At 70.5% G+C, this 14076-nt stretch carries 19 protein-coding genes, 1 tRNA gene and 1 pseudogene; 12 read left to right on the top strand and 9 right to left on the bottom strand.

Annotated features, from left to right (window positions below):
• Nucleotides 1-212: 212 nt before the first annotated feature.
• Both ACIBHX_RS00615 and ACIBHX_RS00610 read right to left on the bottom strand, forming a co-directional pair.
• Nucleotides 213-743, bottom strand: a complete 531-nt coding sequence (locus tag ACIBHX_RS00615) for a hypothetical protein (RefSeq protein ID WP_397062831.1) — start codon at nt 741-743, stop codon at nt 213-215.
• A gap of 202 nt (nt 744-945) precedes the next feature.
• Complete coding sequence (locus ACIBHX_RS00610) at nt 946-1341, bottom strand: DUF1707 domain-containing protein (RefSeq protein WP_397062830.1); 396 nt, start codon at nt 1339-1341, stop codon at nt 946-948.
• A 90-nt stretch (nt 1342-1431) separates the two neighbouring features.
• On the opposite strand from ACIBHX_RS00610, the gene ACIBHX_RS00605 reads away from it, so the two are divergent.
• Together ACIBHX_RS00605 and ACIBHX_RS00600 are read left to right on the top strand one after the other, a co-directional pair.
• Nucleotides 1432-1758 carry an ArsR/SmtB family transcription factor gene (locus ACIBHX_RS00605; protein ID WP_397062828.1) on the top strand — a complete coding sequence of 109 codons (327 nt, stop codon included), beginning with the start codon at nt 1432-1434 and terminating at the stop codon, nt 1756-1758.
• Nucleotides 1755-2837, top strand: a complete 1083-nt coding sequence (locus ACIBHX_RS00600; RefSeq protein WP_397062826.1) for a methyltransferase — start codon at nt 1755-1757, stop codon at nt 2835-2837. The genes ACIBHX_RS00605 and ACIBHX_RS00600 overlap by 4 nt, the downstream gene beginning before the upstream one ends.
• Here the strand turns inward: ACIBHX_RS00600 and ACIBHX_RS00595 are convergent.
• Nucleotides 2827-3792 carry a helix-turn-helix domain-containing protein gene (locus ACIBHX_RS00595; protein WP_397062824.1) on the bottom strand — a complete coding sequence of 322 codons (966 nt, stop codon included), beginning with the start codon at nt 3790-3792 and terminating at the stop codon, nt 2827-2829. The two genes, ACIBHX_RS00600 and ACIBHX_RS00595, sit on opposite strands and share 11 nt — an antisense overlap.
• A 241-nt stretch (nt 3793-4033) precedes the next feature.
• Here ACIBHX_RS00595 and ACIBHX_RS00590 point away from each other — a divergent pair, with 241 nt between their 5' ends.
• Both ACIBHX_RS00590 and ACIBHX_RS00585 read left to right on the top strand, forming a co-directional pair.
• Entirely contained in the window at nt 4034-4576 is a 543-nt protein-coding gene (locus ACIBHX_RS00590; RefSeq protein ID WP_397062823.1) for a TIGR03086 family metal-binding protein, read from the top strand.
• Between the two features lie 174 nt (nt 4577-4750).
• A complete protein-coding gene (locus tag ACIBHX_RS00585; protein WP_397062822.1) occupies nt 4751-6211 on the top strand; it encodes a von Willebrand factor type A domain-containing protein in 1461 nt (486 codons plus the stop codon).
• Here the strand turns inward: ACIBHX_RS00585 and ACIBHX_RS00580 are convergent.
• Both ACIBHX_RS00580 and ACIBHX_RS00575 read right to left on the bottom strand, forming a co-directional pair.
• Nucleotides 6201-6671, bottom strand: coding sequence for an EF-hand domain-containing protein (locus ACIBHX_RS00580; protein ID WP_397062820.1), 471 nt, complete (start codon nt 6669-6671; stop codon nt 6201-6203). The two genes, ACIBHX_RS00585 and ACIBHX_RS00580, sit on opposite strands and share 11 nt — an antisense overlap.
• A 44-nt stretch (nt 6672-6715) precedes the next feature.
• Entirely contained in the window at nt 6716-7423 is a 708-nt protein-coding gene (locus ACIBHX_RS00575) for a tRNA-dependent cyclodipeptide synthase (RefSeq protein WP_397062818.1), read from the bottom strand.
• Between the two features lie 82 nt (nt 7424-7505).
• On the opposite strand from ACIBHX_RS00575, the gene ACIBHX_RS00570 reads away from it, so the two are divergent.
• Nucleotides 7506-7578 (top strand) — tRNA-Ala (locus tag ACIBHX_RS00570).
• Nucleotides 7579-7893: 315 nt separating this feature from the next.
• Here ACIBHX_RS00570 and sigJ read toward each other — a convergent pair.
• The gene (gene sigJ / locus ACIBHX_RS00565; RefSeq protein WP_397062816.1) at nt 7894-8904 is read right to left on the bottom strand and encodes an RNA polymerase sigma factor SigJ; all 1011 of its coding nucleotides are present in this window, start codon (nt 8902-8904) and stop codon (nt 7894-7896) included.
• Nucleotides 8905-9056: 152 nt separating this feature from the next.
• Between sigJ and ACIBHX_RS00560 the strand changes: the two genes are divergently transcribed.
• Together ACIBHX_RS00560 and ACIBHX_RS00555 are read left to right on the top strand one after the other, a co-directional pair.
• Nucleotides 9057-9572, top strand: a complete 516-nt coding sequence (locus ACIBHX_RS00560; protein ID WP_397062814.1) for a hypothetical protein — start codon at nt 9057-9059, stop codon at nt 9570-9572.
• Entirely contained in the window at nt 9569-10501 is a 933-nt protein-coding gene (locus ACIBHX_RS00555) for an NAD-dependent epimerase/dehydratase family protein (protein ID WP_397062812.1), read from the top strand. Before ACIBHX_RS00560 ends, ACIBHX_RS00555 begins: the two co-directional genes overlap by 4 nt.
• A gap of 33 nt (nt 10502-10534) precedes the next feature.
• On the opposite strand, the gene ACIBHX_RS00550 is transcribed toward ACIBHX_RS00555, so the two are convergent.
• Nucleotides 10535-10699, bottom strand: coding sequence for a hypothetical protein (locus ACIBHX_RS00550; protein ID WP_397062810.1), 165 nt, complete (start codon nt 10697-10699; stop codon nt 10535-10537).
• Nucleotides 10700-10852 (bottom strand): annotated as a pseudogene (locus ACIBHX_RS00545) (ArsR/SmtB family transcription factor); the annotation flags it as partial.
• A gap of 99 nt (nt 10853-10951) precedes the next feature.
• Between ACIBHX_RS00545 and ACIBHX_RS00540 the strand changes: the two are divergent.
• Entirely contained in the window at nt 10952-11350 is a 399-nt protein-coding gene (locus ACIBHX_RS00540) for a DUF4440 domain-containing protein (protein WP_397062808.1), read from the top strand.
• 8 nt (nt 11351-11358) lie between these two features.
• On the opposite strand, the gene ACIBHX_RS00535 is transcribed toward ACIBHX_RS00540, so the two are convergent.
• Nucleotides 11359-12021 carry a GntR family transcriptional regulator gene (locus ACIBHX_RS00535; RefSeq protein ID WP_397062807.1) on the bottom strand — a complete coding sequence of 221 codons (663 nt, stop codon included), beginning with the start codon at nt 12019-12021 and terminating at the stop codon, nt 11359-11361.
• 80 nt (nt 12022-12101) lie between these two features.
• On the opposite strand from ACIBHX_RS00535, the gene ACIBHX_RS00530 reads away from it, so the two are divergent.
• From ACIBHX_RS00530 to ACIBHX_RS00515, 4 genes are all read left to right on the top strand, one after another.
• Nucleotides 12102-12518: a VOC family protein gene (locus ACIBHX_RS00530; RefSeq protein WP_397062805.1), complete on the top strand. Its 417-nt coding sequence runs from the start codon at nt 12102-12104 to the stop codon at nt 12516-12518.
• Between the two features lie 70 nt (nt 12519-12588).
• Nucleotides 12589-13002 (top strand): ATP-binding protein, encoded by a 414-nt coding sequence (locus tag ACIBHX_RS00525; RefSeq protein WP_397062804.1) that lies wholly within the window; start codon nt 12589-12591, stop codon nt 13000-13002.
• Nucleotides 12999-13154: a hypothetical protein gene (locus tag ACIBHX_RS00520; RefSeq protein ID WP_397062802.1), complete on the top strand. Its 156-nt coding sequence runs from the start codon at nt 12999-13001 to the stop codon at nt 13152-13154. Before ACIBHX_RS00525 ends, ACIBHX_RS00520 begins: the two co-directional genes overlap by 4 nt.
• 41 nt (nt 13155-13195) lie before the next feature.
• Nucleotides 13196-14005: an SAM-dependent methyltransferase gene (locus ACIBHX_RS00515; RefSeq protein ID WP_397062800.1), complete on the top strand. Its 810-nt coding sequence runs from the start codon at nt 13196-13198 to the stop codon at nt 14003-14005.
• Nucleotides 14006-14076: the final 71 nt, after the last annotated feature.

The following is a 14076-nucleotide window of genomic DNA, read 5'->3' as shown; positions in this document are numbered from 1 at the left end:
ACGACCAGACAAGCGTCAGGACCGATCAGAGGAGCGTCAGAAACCGCTAGGCGAGCATCAGGACCGGCCAGACGAGCCTCAGGACCGACCAGAGGAGTCACGACCGACCATACGAGCGCCAGAAACGGCTAGGCGCGCGTCAGGGGCGGGCAGATCGGCGTGCTGGGCCTTCACGAGAGCGGGCAGCGTCGCAAGAGGAAGGGTCTGGGGTGTCAGGTGTCGAGGGTGTCGGCGAGGTGGCGGATTTCGATGACGACCTCGTCGTGCCGGCCGCCGGCCTGGATGCGGTCGGCGAGGGCGTGGAGCTGGCCGGACGGGAGCCAGCCGCTCTTCGACCTGAGCGGCAACCGGATGGGCCCCTTGGCGGCCTCCTTGATCACCAGCACGGGGATGCGCACGTCGGAGCGTACGTCGGGCATCGACTCCAGGTAGACGTTCTCGACGGCGGGCAGCTCGATGCGGGTCGTGCGGAGGGTGGCTCGGCGGACCAGGTAGGAGCCCTCCAGCCAGGTACGGGTCCGCTTCACGACGAGCGCCCACAGGCCCGCGATGATCGCCACCGGCAGCACGCCGAACAGCGCGATCATCACCGCGATCTCGCCGGCCTCGATGCCCTCGCTGGACGCGCCGGCCAGCACCGTCACGACGGCCACGATGGCGCTGAACACCACCACCACGGCCAGGCATCCGCACCCGGCCCGCACCCCCGCCGCCACCGGGACGTCGATCTCAACCCGCTCCACGCAGGCAGAATAGTGCGCCCGCTGTCCGGGCCTTGCGGGGGTCCTCGTCTTGTTTTTCTTGTACGGCAAGCCGGCGATACGCCGCCCGCCGCCATGGGCTCGCGACCCGCGACCGGCGCTGCCGGCGAGTCGATGCCGCCAGCTCACCGCAACGCCCCTCCGGAACGCAGGCACCGCTCCACCGCGGATTGGGCGATCTGGGCTACGGCCGGTTGTGCGGGCGGCCCCGGCCGAAGCCGCGGAAGACCAGGAAGACGAAGATCCACAGCGGCCAGATGTGCACGTGACCCGAGGTCAGCGACACCACCGCCACACCGACGATCGCCAACACCACGAACGGCACCCACCACATCGACTGGTGCGGGTTGCGCGGCGGGGGCGCCTCCGGCACGGGCTGCGGACGTACGGCGGGCACGGGCAGGTCACCGGTGAGCGAACGCAGGTCGCCGAGCGTCTTGGCCGCGTAAGCCGAGGTGGTCCGCTCGTCGAACTCCTCCAGCGTCAACCGGCCCTGCGCGTAGTTCTCGCGCAGGGTCTCGGCGACCTTCTCCCGGTCCTCGTCCGACGCCCGCAACCGACTGTCTTGAAAGTCCTCCACATATCTGATTCAACCTCTTCATCCGGCTTCGTGGATCCACCCACGGGTGTAAGCCTCATAATTCATCGGTAACTTATATACGCTTGGGTCATGCACGCGTTCGACATCCTCGGGGATCCGGTCCGGCGCCGGATCCTGGAGCTCCTGGCCGACGGGGAGCTGGCCGCCGGGCAGATCGGCGCCGTGGTGCAGGAGGAGTTCGGCATCTCGCAGCCGGGTGTGTCGCAGCACCTGCGGGTGCTGCGCGAGAGCGGGTTCGCCACCGTCCGGGCGGAGGGCACCAAGCGGGTCTACGCCGCCAACCCCGAGCCCCTTAAGGAAGCGGACGAGTGGCTTGATCGCTACCGTGGGTTCTGGCGGCAGCGCCTGGACGCGCTGGGCACGGAGATCGCGAGAGGGAGGCGTTCGAGACAGTGATCAGGTGGACGGAGGCTGGACGGCAGCACGAGGCGCCCTGGCGCTCGGCCCTCGGCGCGCCGCCGCCGAAGGACGTCATCGTCGCCGACGACCGAATGCCCGCCGCCACCGCGTACCACCTGGCCTGCGAGGGCACCGCCCTGCTCTGGCGGGGCGACTTCAACAACGCCCGCCAGTTGCTGGCCGCCATGGGCCGCCGCTGCAAGCCCGCCCCGCCGGGCTCCGGCTTCCACCGCCACCGCCAGGCCCAGGCGCAGCGCGCCCATACGCTGGGCATGCTGCTGATCCCCTTCGAGGCGGGCAACGTCATCCCGCTGCGCAGGGCTCCCGACGTACGGCAGGCCTGCGCGGAGGCCTACGACGACCAGGGCCCAGCGGTCGGCCCGCTGCGCGAGCTGCTCGGCGTGATCGGGGCGCACGAGTGGCGCCGTCGCGGCGTCGAGGTGCCCGCCCTCGGCGACCGCATCCATCCGCACTACGGCGTCTTCTCCCCCATCCGCGGCGAGTACGTCGACCTGGTCGCCCAGGCCCCGCTGCCCACCACCGGCACCGCCTTCGACCTCGGCACCGGCTCCGGCGTGCTGGCGGCGGTCCTGGCCAGGCGGGGCGTCGAGCGCGTGGTGGCCACCGACCTCGACCCGCGCGCGATCGCCTGCGCCCGCGACAACCTCACCCGCCTGCACCTGACCGACCAGGTGGAGGTACGGCAGGCCGACCTCTACCCGCCGGGCAGGGCCGGTCTGGTGGTGTGCAACCCGCCGTGGCTGCCCGCCAAGCCCGCCTCCCTCCTCGACCAGGCCGTCTACGACCCGAAGGGCCGCATGCTGCGCGGCTTCCTGGAGGGGCTGGACGAGCACCTGGAGCCCGGCGGCGAGAGCTGGCTCGTCATGTCGGACCTGGCCGAGCAGCTGGGCCTGCGCGCCCCCGGCGAGCTGGAGGCCAAGATCGCCGCGGCCGGGCTCAAGGTCGTCGACCGCCTGGACACCAAGGCCCGCCACCCCCGCTCGGCGGATGAGGACGACCCGCTGAGCGCGGCCCGCGCCGCCGAGATCACGTCCTTGTGGCGCCTCACGCGCTGAACGCGCGCCGGTAGGCCGACGGGGAGGTGCGCATGGCGCGGGTGAAGTGGTGGCGGAACGTCACCGGGCTGTCGAAGCCGACCGCGACGCCGACCTCCTCCACCGGCGCCTGCGACGACTCGAGCATCGGCAGGCAGGCCGCCACGCGTTGCGCGATCACCCAGCGCAGCGGACTGGTACCCGTCTGGCGTTTGAAATGCCGGATGAACGAGCGCTCCGACATGCGCGCCTCGCGCGCCAGCCGGGCGACCGTGAGCGGTTCGGCGAGGTTGCCGAGCGCCCACGCCATCGCCCTGGCCACGCCGTCGTCGTCGCCGGGCGGCGGCACCGGGGCCTCGATGAACTGCGCCTGCCCGCCCTCCCTGTGCGGCGGGATGACCAGCCGCCTGGCCACCGCGTTGGCCACCCGCGCTCCGTGGTCCTTGCGCACCAGGTGCACCAGCAGATCGAGCCCGGCGGCGCTGCCCGCGCTGGTCAGCACGTCGCCGCCGTCCACGTACAGCACCGAGGGCGTCACCCGGACCGCCGGATAGCGGCTACGCAGCAGGTCGGCGTAGTTCCAGTGGGTGGTCGCCTCGCGCCCGTCCAGCAGCCCGGCCGCCGCCAGCGCGAACGCCCCCGAGCAGATCGACACGATCCGCGCGCCCCGCCCGTGCGCCGCCCGCAACGCCTCGACCAGCTCGCCCGACACCTCGCCGCGCACGTCGGCCACCCCGGGCACGATCACCGTGTCGGCCGCCGCCAGCACGTCCAACCCGTGCTCGGCCCGCATGGTGAAGCCGCCCACCACCCGCAGCGGTTCCGCCGTCTCGGCGCACACCGACAGCGTGTACCAGGGCACGTCCAGCTCCGGCCGCGGCAGCCCGAAGATCTCCACCACGCAGCCCAGCTCGAACGGCGCCATCCCGTCGAACGCGAGCACCGCCACGGACGGCAGGCGAGCGGGCATCAGCATGCCCGCATGCTACGCGGCCGCCTCGTGCCCGACCGGCACCCCGTGTCAGTGCCCTGTACGGCGGGCGACCCGGGACCGTGGTGCCCGCGGCACGCTGCGCCGTTACGGCGGGCAAGCGTCCCCGACTCGCCGGTGACGCCGGGCGCGGGCCCTCGGCCGGAGTGCGGCGGGCGGTTCGGCGGCCTGCCGTACCAGGCGTGCCGGGTGGTGGACCGGCCTGCCGTACAGGCAGAGTGGGGCCATGAACGAGATGCTGCCGATGATGCGGCGCGCCGCCGAGCGCACCGGCGCGCTGACGCGGGGCCTGAGCGAGGAGCAGCTGGCGTTGCCCACGCCGTGCGAGAAGTACGACGTGCGAACCCTCATCGCCCACCTGGAGTGGGCGGTGGAGAACTTCGCGTCCGTGGCGTCCGGCGGCGAGAAGCTCCCGCGCGAGGAGGAGTACCACGGCGACTTCCCCGAGCGGGCCGCGCGGATGCTGGCCGCCTGGGAGCGCCCCGAGGCGTGGGAGGGCGTCAGCGCAGCCATGGGGCTGCCGATGCCCGTGCTCGCCAACATGGCGCTGGTCGACATCGTCGCGCACGGGTGGGACCTGGCCGTGGCCACCGGGCGGGACTACGAGGTGGACGAGGAGACGGCGACGGCCGCGCTGGCCTTCACCGAGCAGATGGCGCCGATGGGGCGAAAGCGGGGCGCGTTCGCCGACCCGGTCGAGGTGCCCGAGGACGCGGCCACGCTGCACCGGCTGCTCGGCATCATCGGCCGCGACCCCTCTTGGAGATAACGAATCGGGCCCGCCCTGGAAACAATTCGTAATTCATCCGCCTTATCACTATGAGGCGGAAATAACGGTTTGATGTTGGGCATTACGCGTTGATCGCGGTTTGTGCTCGCTTGCGTCTCCTGCCCGGCTTTTTCCGTGCCGAGGTCCGTCTTACGGCATGGAGGTGTGGTGACGATGAAATTTCGTCCTTTAGCCATCACTGTCGGAATGGCGGCCGTCTTCGTGCTGACCGCCTGCGGAGGCCCGGGTTCGAGCGTCGACTCCGAGCAGAAGGCCCAGGGGCAGCACAACAACAGCCTTCAGCAGCCCACGACAGCGCAGACCGATGCCGAACAGGACACGACCCAGGCGCAGATCTCGACCTTCGCGCTGGACGTGGACACCGCCTCGTACGCCTACGCCGGCCGTACGCTCAAGGAAGGGCGCAGGCCCGAGGCGGGGCAGATCCGTCCGGAGGAGTTCATCAACGCCTTCAGGCAGGACTACCCGCAGCCGGCCGACGACGGCTTCACGGTGCAGGTCGACGGGGCGCGGATGGGCGGAAACCAGGCGATCCTGCGCGTGGGGCTGCAGACGCGCGCCTCTGACAGCGCGGCGCGGCGACCGGCGAACCTGACGTTCGTGGTGGACGTGTCGGGGTCGATGGCCGAGCCCGGGCGGCTCGACCTGGTCAAGCAGGCGCTGCACACGCTGATCGGGCAGCTGTCGCCGGGCGACGAGGTGTCCATCGTGTCCTTCAGCGACGAGGCCAGGGTGCTCGCCTCGATGACGCCTCTGACCGCCGGCGCCGACCTGCACGCGGCGGTGGACCGGCTGGCCGTCGAGGGCAGCACGAACCTGGAGTCCGGGCTGGTCACCGGCTACCAGGAGGCGGCCAAGGCGTTCCGTCCCGCCGCCACGAACCGCGTCATCCTGCTGTCCGACGGGCTGGCCAACCAGGGCGAGACCGAGTGGCAGGCCATCCTGGACCGGGTCAAGGAGTACGCGGGGCGGCAGATCGCGCTGCTCACGGTCGGCGTCGGGCGGGACTACGGTGACCAGCTCATGGAGCAGCTGGCCGACCACGGCGACGGCGCGGCCGTCTACGTCAGCACCCAGGCGGAGGCGGACAAGCTCTTCGCCACCCAGCTGCCCGCCACGATCGAGCTGCGGGCGCGCGACGCCAAGGCGCAGGTGGTGTTCAACCCGGCGGTGGTCGAGAGCTACCAGCTGATCGGGTACGAGAACCGGGCGCTGTCGGCCGAGGAGTTCCGCGACGACAGCCGCGACGGGGGCGAGGTCGGTCCCGGGCACTCGGTCACCGCGCTGTACTCCGTACAGCTCAAGCCGGGGGCGCGCGGGCAGCTGGCCGCGGCGAGCGTGCGCTGGCAGGACCCTGACACGCGCAACCCGTCCGAGGCGAGCAATGCGATCCAGGTGAGCAAGCTGGCGGACTCGATGTGGTCCTCGACGCCGGTACGGCTGCAGGTGGACGTGGTCGCGGCCGCGTTCGCGCTGCAACTGCGCGACGGGAAGGCCTACGGGATGGACCTGGCGACGCTCGGCGAGCACGCGCGGCGGCTGGCGGGCGCCTCGGAGGACTCCCAGGTGGGCGAGCTGGCCGACCTGATCGCGCGGGCGGACGCTATCCCGTGATCGGGACGCCGCCGTTGTCGCGGTAGTAGAAGTCGTAGAGCGCCTGGGCGAACTCGTCCTTGGCCAGCAGGCCATCGCGGTTGACGTCGAGGCGCTCGAAGGCGTTGCGGGCCGTCTTGCCGACCACGTCGTAGGCCGCCCACAGCCTGGCGTACTCGGCCTTGGACAGCTTCTCGTCGCCGTCGGTGTCGAGCGCGTCCCACAGGGCGTCGCCGATCGGCCACACGATCCTGGCCACGAACTCCAGGCGGTCGGCGGCCCTGATGGCGTGGCGGACGTAGGCCTTGCGGCTGATCCGTCCGAAGCCGTCGGTGCCGATGGCGGCCACGGCGTTGAGCCAGGCCTGCTCGTAGGCCTTTAAGACGCGGGCGCGGTGGGGGTCGACGATTCCCAGCCGATCGCAGACGGATCTGGCGACGACCGCCATGTCCTCCCGATCCAGAAAACCGTCATGGTCCATGTCACTGGTATCGAAGGCGTTTCCGGCATTTAGCGCATGAGGATTCATGTCCCACCCCGCTGAAACACTCCCGCATCATGGTGTTCGCGGGCCCCTATGCCTGTCAACCGAATTGTCAGAATTCCTTGCCCCGCCACGGGAAATACCGGGAGCATTCCGGCGAACAGCCAATTTGCCATCGGCATGAGTCTCGGATAGCAGAACAACGAGGTACGGGTTCCCAGAATCGACGGGCTGTCGAGCACCAGCGGCAACTCCGCGAGCAAGAACGGCACGGCGCTCGCGATCTGCTCCCCCGACGGGCTCGCCGCGTCGACGATCGGCGCGACCGCGGTAGCGCAGTGCTCGCGGAACGCGGAATCGGCGGCGAACAACCGCTCCACCTCGCACCGCAACCGCGAGTAGGCGGGCTGGCCCATCAGGTCCGTCCAGCTGAACACCCCCACCCCGCGCAGGCCCAGCCCGCCGAGCGCCCGCATCACCCGGTTACGCGTGTTGTTGATCTCCTCTCTGGCCTTCTTCCGCGCCCGCTGCGGCGGATACCCCCGCGCCACCAGCGTCCCGGCCAGCTCGGCGCCCGGCACCAGCACGTCCACCCGGTCGAACTCGGCGCCCGCCCACCGCAGCAGCTCGGCCAGCACCGGGACGCTGAAGAACCCGTTCAACGCGGACACGCCCAGCAGCGCGTGCTCCCTCCGCTCGAAGATCCGCCCACACCTGGCGGTCAGAGGGGTCGCCTCGATCACTCCCATGCCACGGACAGTAGCAACGCCATCACCCTTCGCGAACGGCCGGAGGGGTGGCTCACGTCGGATAGACTTGACCACGCATCACGGGGCTATGGCGCAGTTGGTAGCGCGCCTCCATGGCATGGAGGAGGTCTGGGGTTCGAATCCCCATAGCTCCACTTTTCTTCCTCGTCGTGTTCGCGGCCCCCTTCGGGGGCCGCTTCCCGTTTCCGGGGTTTACACCGGGGGGTAACCCCCGGACCCCCAGCGTCGGGCCAAAGGGCCTCGCTTCGCTCGGGCTCTGTTCAATTAACGCTTTCGCCGCATCGGGCTCGTGGTTGGGTGTTGCGCTTCGCTTGGGTGGCTTTGATTCGCGCTTTCGCCGTGTCGGGTTGGTTGGCTACGCGGGGCTCGGCGGTTCCGCGGCCGGTCGTGAGGGCTCACGGGTTTCCCATCGTGACGAGCGCTACCTTGACCGGCTCCGGGGTAGCGGCTCACCAGGGCTCAGGGGCACCGTATGGCACGTGGGTGAGCTTGTCTGGGTTGATCAGGCCGTACACCTCGCGCACTCGCGTACCTGTGGCGTCCGGTTCCATGGTGAGGGCGACCCGTACCACCCCGTCAGCCAGGAACAGGCAGGTCGGTGCCGCTCCTGTGGAGACCCATCGGGGCTCGAGGCCCGCGTAACGCGGGCCGATCCTGGCGAACAGGCGGGCCACCTTGTCCGCACCACGCACGGGGCGCAGCGCCGCGCGTACCTGGCCGCCGCCGTCGTTCCAGAGCGTGACGTCGGGCGCGAGCGCCTTGATGAGCTCGCTGAGGCTCCCGCCGAGAGCAGCGGCCACGAAGCGCTCGGCGGCCAGCCTGGCCTGGCGGGGGTCAGCGGCGAAGCGGGGCCGCCGGGCCTGGACGTGCTCGCGAGCCCGGTGCGTGAGCTGGCGCACGGCTGCCGGTGACCGGTCGAGGATCCGGGCAATCTCCGCGTGTTCGTAGCCGAACGCCTCCCGCAGCACGAAGGCCGCCCGTTCCAGCGGCGTGCGCGTCTCCAGCACCACCAGCAGCCCGGTCGTGACGTTGTCCGCGTCGAGGACGTGATCAGGGGAGGTCACCAGCGGCTCGGGGAGCCACGGCCCTACGTAATCCTCCCTGGCGCTGCGGAGGCTGCGCAGGCGCTCCAGGGAGCGTCGTACGGCGATGCGGACCAGGTAGGCACGCGGGTTCTCCACCCGGGCCTGGTCCACGCCCGCCCAGCGCAGCCAGGTGTCCTGAACCACGTCCTCGGCGTCGGCCACGCTGCCGAGCATGTCGTAGGCCAGCGTGAACAGCAGATTCCTGTGCTCACCGAACACCCGCTCCCCCGACACCCGCTCCCCGACGGCCCGCTGCCCTGATCCCTGGACCCCGGATACCTGAGCACCAGATACCTGAACGCCAGCCACCTGGACACCGGGCACCTGAGCACCGGGCACCTGAGCACCGGACGTCACCTGGGCGTCTGCCACCATCCCCGTCCCCCTTCCTGAGGTCTCTCCATCAGACCTTTGCGGCAGCCGGAAATGTGACATGTGAGAGGCACGTCACAGCCGGAGATGTCACATACACGGCTCCTCACCGCGTCTGTTGCACGTCAGCGACAGCTCAGAAAGGGAGTCGGAACGTGCGAGATCTCCTCGTCAAGCTCGCCACCTCCGTGGCGGCGGCGACGATGCTGGTGACCGGGGTGTGGGCGCGACTGGATCCAGCGAGCTTCGCCCGGTGGGCCAACTGGCCCAATCACGTGCACTTCCTGCACGACGCGGGCGTGTTCCAGATCGGGATAGGGCTGATGATGCTCTGCGCGTTCTGGTGGCGCGATGTGCTGGCCGTGGTGCTGGCCGGGTTCGTGTTCACCAACACCTTCCATGCCGTCAACCACGCCCTGGACCGGCACCTGGGCGGCCATGACTCCGACTGGTGGACGCTCGCCCTCGTCTCGGTGCTCGGGGCGATCGCGCTCGCGGCCCGGCTGCGCGCCCTGAACAAGCAGAGCAAGCAGGGCAACCTGGGCACGCAGGGCAACCTCAGCAGCCTGGCCAAGCAGAGCGGGCTGGGCAACCTGGACAAGCAGGGCAACCTCAGCAGCCTGGGCAAGCAGGGCGGGCTGGGCGAGGTCGGCGGGAGGGAGCGGGCATGAGGGTGCTGCTCGCCGGAGCCACCGGCACGTTGGGGAGCGAGCTGGTGGCCCAGTTGCTCGGCGCGGGCCACTCCGTGCTCGGCATCACCCGATCAGAACGCGGCGCCCAGCGGCTCGCGGTCAGCGGCGCCGAACCCGTGGTCGCCGACCTGATGGACCGCGACGCGCTGCTGACCGCGCTGGACGGGCACGAGGCTGACGCGGTGATCCACCAGGCGACCGCGCTCACCCGGACGCCGCTGTTCCACCGCGACCTCTACGCCACCGACGCGCTGCGCGACCAGGGCACCGCCCACCTCGTCAGCGCGGCCAGGAGCGTGGGCGCGCGCCGGTTCGTCACCCAGTCGTTCTTCCTCGGATACGGCTACCGCGACCACGGCCAGGAACCGGTCACCGAGGACCGGCCCTTCGCCGAGCCCGGCCAGGGAGCTTTCGATCCGCACATGAGGTCGATGCGGGCCAACGAGCAGCAGGTGTTCACCGCTCCGGGGATCGATGGCGTCGCCCTGCGCTACGGCATGTTCTACGGCCCCGAGGTGTCGACCAGGAAGCTGATGGACCTGGCCCGGCGGCGGCTGCTGCCCGCTGTCCGCCCGGCGAGTGTCGTCTCGCTCGTGCACATCCATGACGCCGCGTCGGCCGCCGTCGCCGCGCTGGAGCACGGTCAGCCGGGCCGGCCGTACAACGTCGCGGACGACGAGCCGGTGCCCTTCGACGAGTACGTGCGGGCGCTGGCGGCCGCGGCGGGGGCGCCCTCGCCGCTCCGGATGCCGGGCTGGCTGCTGCGGGCGACGCCGTACACGCACGCGCTCATGGTGGGCACGCGCCTGCGGTTGAGCAACGCCAGGGCCAAGGCGGAGCTCGGCTGGCGGCCCACCTATCCGACCTACCGGGACGGGATCACACGTGGGCTGTTTGATGGGGAGTGAGGAGCCTGCGCTAAGGGAGAAGTGTTTCCTTCGTCATCGGCTCTCCTGCACGTTGTCGGGTCCTTCCTTTCCGGCCGCTTCATCCGCGCGAAGAGCGTCGAGGACCGTGTCCACGGTGATGTGAAGCGTGAACGGCACCAGCTCGTAGAACTTCATCGCCTTGCCCTCAGGCGACAGTTCCAGCACGCCGGTGATCATTCCGGCCTGCTCCAGCCGCTGGAGATGCATGTAGAGCAGAGGCCGTGAGATGCCCAGCCGTCGGGCCAGCTCGCTGACGTGCAGCCGCCCCGTCGAGAGCTCAGCGATGATCTTCAGTCGCTGCGGATGGCCGAGGGCCGCGAGCGCGCCCAGCAGCTCCTCACTGGTCAGCGTCCAACCTCCTTACACCTGCCATTTATATCTTACACGTGCATCACGCGTCCGCCCCCTGGGGACTGTTACTGTCGCGCCATGTCCAAGACCGAAATTGACGTGGTGACCGCCGAGTTCTTCGGCGCCTTCGACAACCGGGGCGGCAAGGCGGCCGACGTGGCCCGCCTGCGCAGGCTGGTTCTTCCGGGCGGCGTGATCGTCAAGACCGGCCCGGAGTTCATGGCGTACAGCGTGGAGGAGTTCATCGAGCCCCGCGAGCGGCTGCTGAGCGAGGGCCGGCTGGTCGAGTTCTCCGAGTGGGAGACCTCCGAACGGACCGACATCGTGGGCGACATCGCGTCGCGATTCGGCGAGTACCGCAAGTCCGGGATCTTGGACGGCGAGCCGTACGAGGGCGGCGGGACCAAGACCATCCAGTTCGTCCGCACCTCAGAGGGCTGGCGGATCGCCGCGGTCGCCTGGTACGACCAGCCCTAGAACGACGCCTATGACGTGCGCGACGCCAGCACGTCGAAGGCGTGGCGGCGATGGGCGGCGAAGAGCTCGAGGGCGCCGTCGGCGTCGCGGGCACGCAGGGCGGCGGCGAGTTCGCGGTGCTCGTCGCGGACATGCGACAGGTAGCCCGCGGAGCTGACGCCGACCCGGGTCAGCAGGAACAGGTGGACCTGGGAGCGGATGGCCTGCCACGCCTCCTCCAGGCGCCGGTGCCGCGCCGCGGCGTAGACGGCGTCGTGGAAGGCGATGTCGCAGCGCACCATGTCGTGCTCGTCCGCGGCGCGGTCCATGCGCGCGGCCGCCTTCTCCACGGCCGTGAGATCCTCGTCCGAGGCCTGGGTGACCACCAGCTGGACGGCGAGCTGTTCCAGCGCGCCACGGAGGCTGTCGAGCTCGGCCACGTCCTCCGCGGAGAGCGCGGTGACGGTGGTGCCGCGGTGCCATTCGCCGTGGACGAGGCCCTCGCGTTCCAGCCGGAGCAGCGCCTCGCGTACCGGGCCGCGGCTGACGTCGAGCTGACCGGACAGCTCCACCTCCCGCAGCTGCGCCCCCGGGGCGTAGACCCCGGCGAAGATGGCCTCCCTGATCTGGTCCGCGACCTCGTCGGCGAGGCCCCGGCGGCGGGCCGGGGCCACCCTGCCCTGTTCGCTCATACCCTCAGCCTCCCACGACCGACGCTCGTGTCGGAATGTTAACATTCAGACATTGCTCGGACTCAGGAAGGGACATCACCATGACGATCCCGCGGTTCCACCTGGCCATGCCGGTCGACGATCTGGCGGCCGCGCGCCACTTCTACGGGGAGGTGCTGGGCCTGGAGCAGGGCCGCAGCGCGGACACCTGGGTGGACTGGAACCTGCACGGCCACCAGTTCGTCACCCACCTGGCGCCGGCCAGCGCGCGGCGGGTCCACAACCCGGTCGACGGCCACGACGTCCCCGTGCCGCACTTCGGCCTGATCCTGACCGTCCCGGAGTTCCACAAGCTCGCCGACCGGCTCCGCGCCGCGGGCACCGGCTTCGTCATCGAGCCGTACGTGCGCTTCGAGGGGCAGACCGGCGAGCAGTGGACGATGTTCCTGCTCGACCCGGCGGGCAACGCCCTGGAGTTCAAGGCGTTCGCCGACGACTCCCAGGTCTTCGCCGCCTGACGGCGATCAGGCGCCGGTGAGGCGGGGGTTGGCCCGGCCGGTGTGCAGGAACTCGATCCGGTCTTCGCCAATGAAGGCGATGGCCGTGTGCAGCCCGCCGCGGGGTTCGGCGAACAGGAACGTGTCGCGGCTCGTCGCCGAATCCGGGCTAGACGTGGGGCTGGTCCAGGACGAGGGCATCACGGTCTCGCCCGCGCTCGGCCGTACCGCCTATCGCGTGGTGCAGGAGGCGCTGACCAACGCGCGCAAGCACGCGCCGGGCGCGGCGGTGCGGGTACGGCTCAGCCGGCGCGATTCGGCGCTGCTGGTGAGCGTCCGCAACGCCGTGGCCGCGAGGGAGTCCTTCGTGCTGCCGCCCTCTTCCCGCACCGGGCTGCTCGGGCTGCGGCAGCGGGTCGAGCTGGTGGGCGGCGAGCTGCACGCGGCGCCGACCGCCGAGGGCGGCTTCGAGCTGACCGCGGCACTGCCGGTGGTGACCCCGTGATCCGGGTGCTGCTGGTGGACGACGAGCGGATGGTCTGCGCCCACCTGCGCGCGATCCTGTCGCGGGCCCGGGACATCGAGGTGGTCGGCGAGGCCCACGACGGCGCCGAGGCCGCCCTCCTGGCCTACGACGCCGGCCTCGTCACCCGCTGACCCGGCGCGCGGAGGGAAGGCGGGTGGATAGAATCTTGTTCGTGTCCGAGCTCGAGCGTGTGCCGCCCGGTGTCGACCCGTCCGTTCCCAGTTCCGCCCGCGTCTATGACTACTTGCTTGGCGGGAAGGATCATCTGGCCGTTGACCGGGTGGTGGCCGACCGGCTGCTGACGGTGGCGCCTGATACGCGGCTGGTCGCCAGGGCGAACCGGGTCTTCTTGGTGCGGGCCGTGCGGCAGATGGCCGAGATGGGGATCCGGCAGTTCATCGATCTGGGGACGGGGATTCCGACCTCGCCCAGCGTGCACGAGGTGGCCAGGCAGGTGAACCCGGCGTGCCGGGTGGTGTACGTCGACAACGACCCGGTGGTGCAGTTGCACGCCAATGTGCTGCTCGCCAGCGAACCCGGCGTGGCCGGCATCCGGGCGGATCTGCGGCAGCCTGAGGAGCTCCTGAGCGACCCGCACGTGACCGGGTTGATCGACTTCGACCAGCCGGTGGGCGTGCTGATGCTCGCCGTACTGCACTTCGTCATGGACGACGAGGACCCGGCGGGGATCGTGAAGAGGTTCAGGGACCGGATGGCGCCGGGCAGCCAGCTGGTGCTGTCGCACACGATGGCCGAGAGCGACCCCGAGGCGATCAAGCAGCTGCAGATCACCACGGCGAACTCTCCTGCGCAGGCGGTTTTCCGCACGCACGAGCAGGTGCTGCGTCTCTTCGACGGGTTCGAGCTGCTCGAGCCGGGGCTGGTCCCAGTGCAGGATTGGCGCAGCGGCGACGACGAGCTGCCGCTGCTGGACGGGGTTCCGCGGCTGCGGGTCGACGGCGGCGTCGGGGTGCTAGCCTGAAGATCGAGGACGTGCGAAGACCGAAGCCTGGTATGGGTTAGTCCGGGTGAATCGAACACCGCACCCCGGGG

Source organism: Nonomuraea sp. NPDC050536 (assembly GCF_044457685.1).
Taxonomy (GTDB): domain Bacteria; phylum Actinomycetota; class Actinomycetes; order Streptosporangiales; family Streptosporangiaceae; genus Nonomuraea.
Note: the sequence above shows the minus strand (reverse complement) of the source record. Positions and strands in the feature narration are given on the sequence as shown.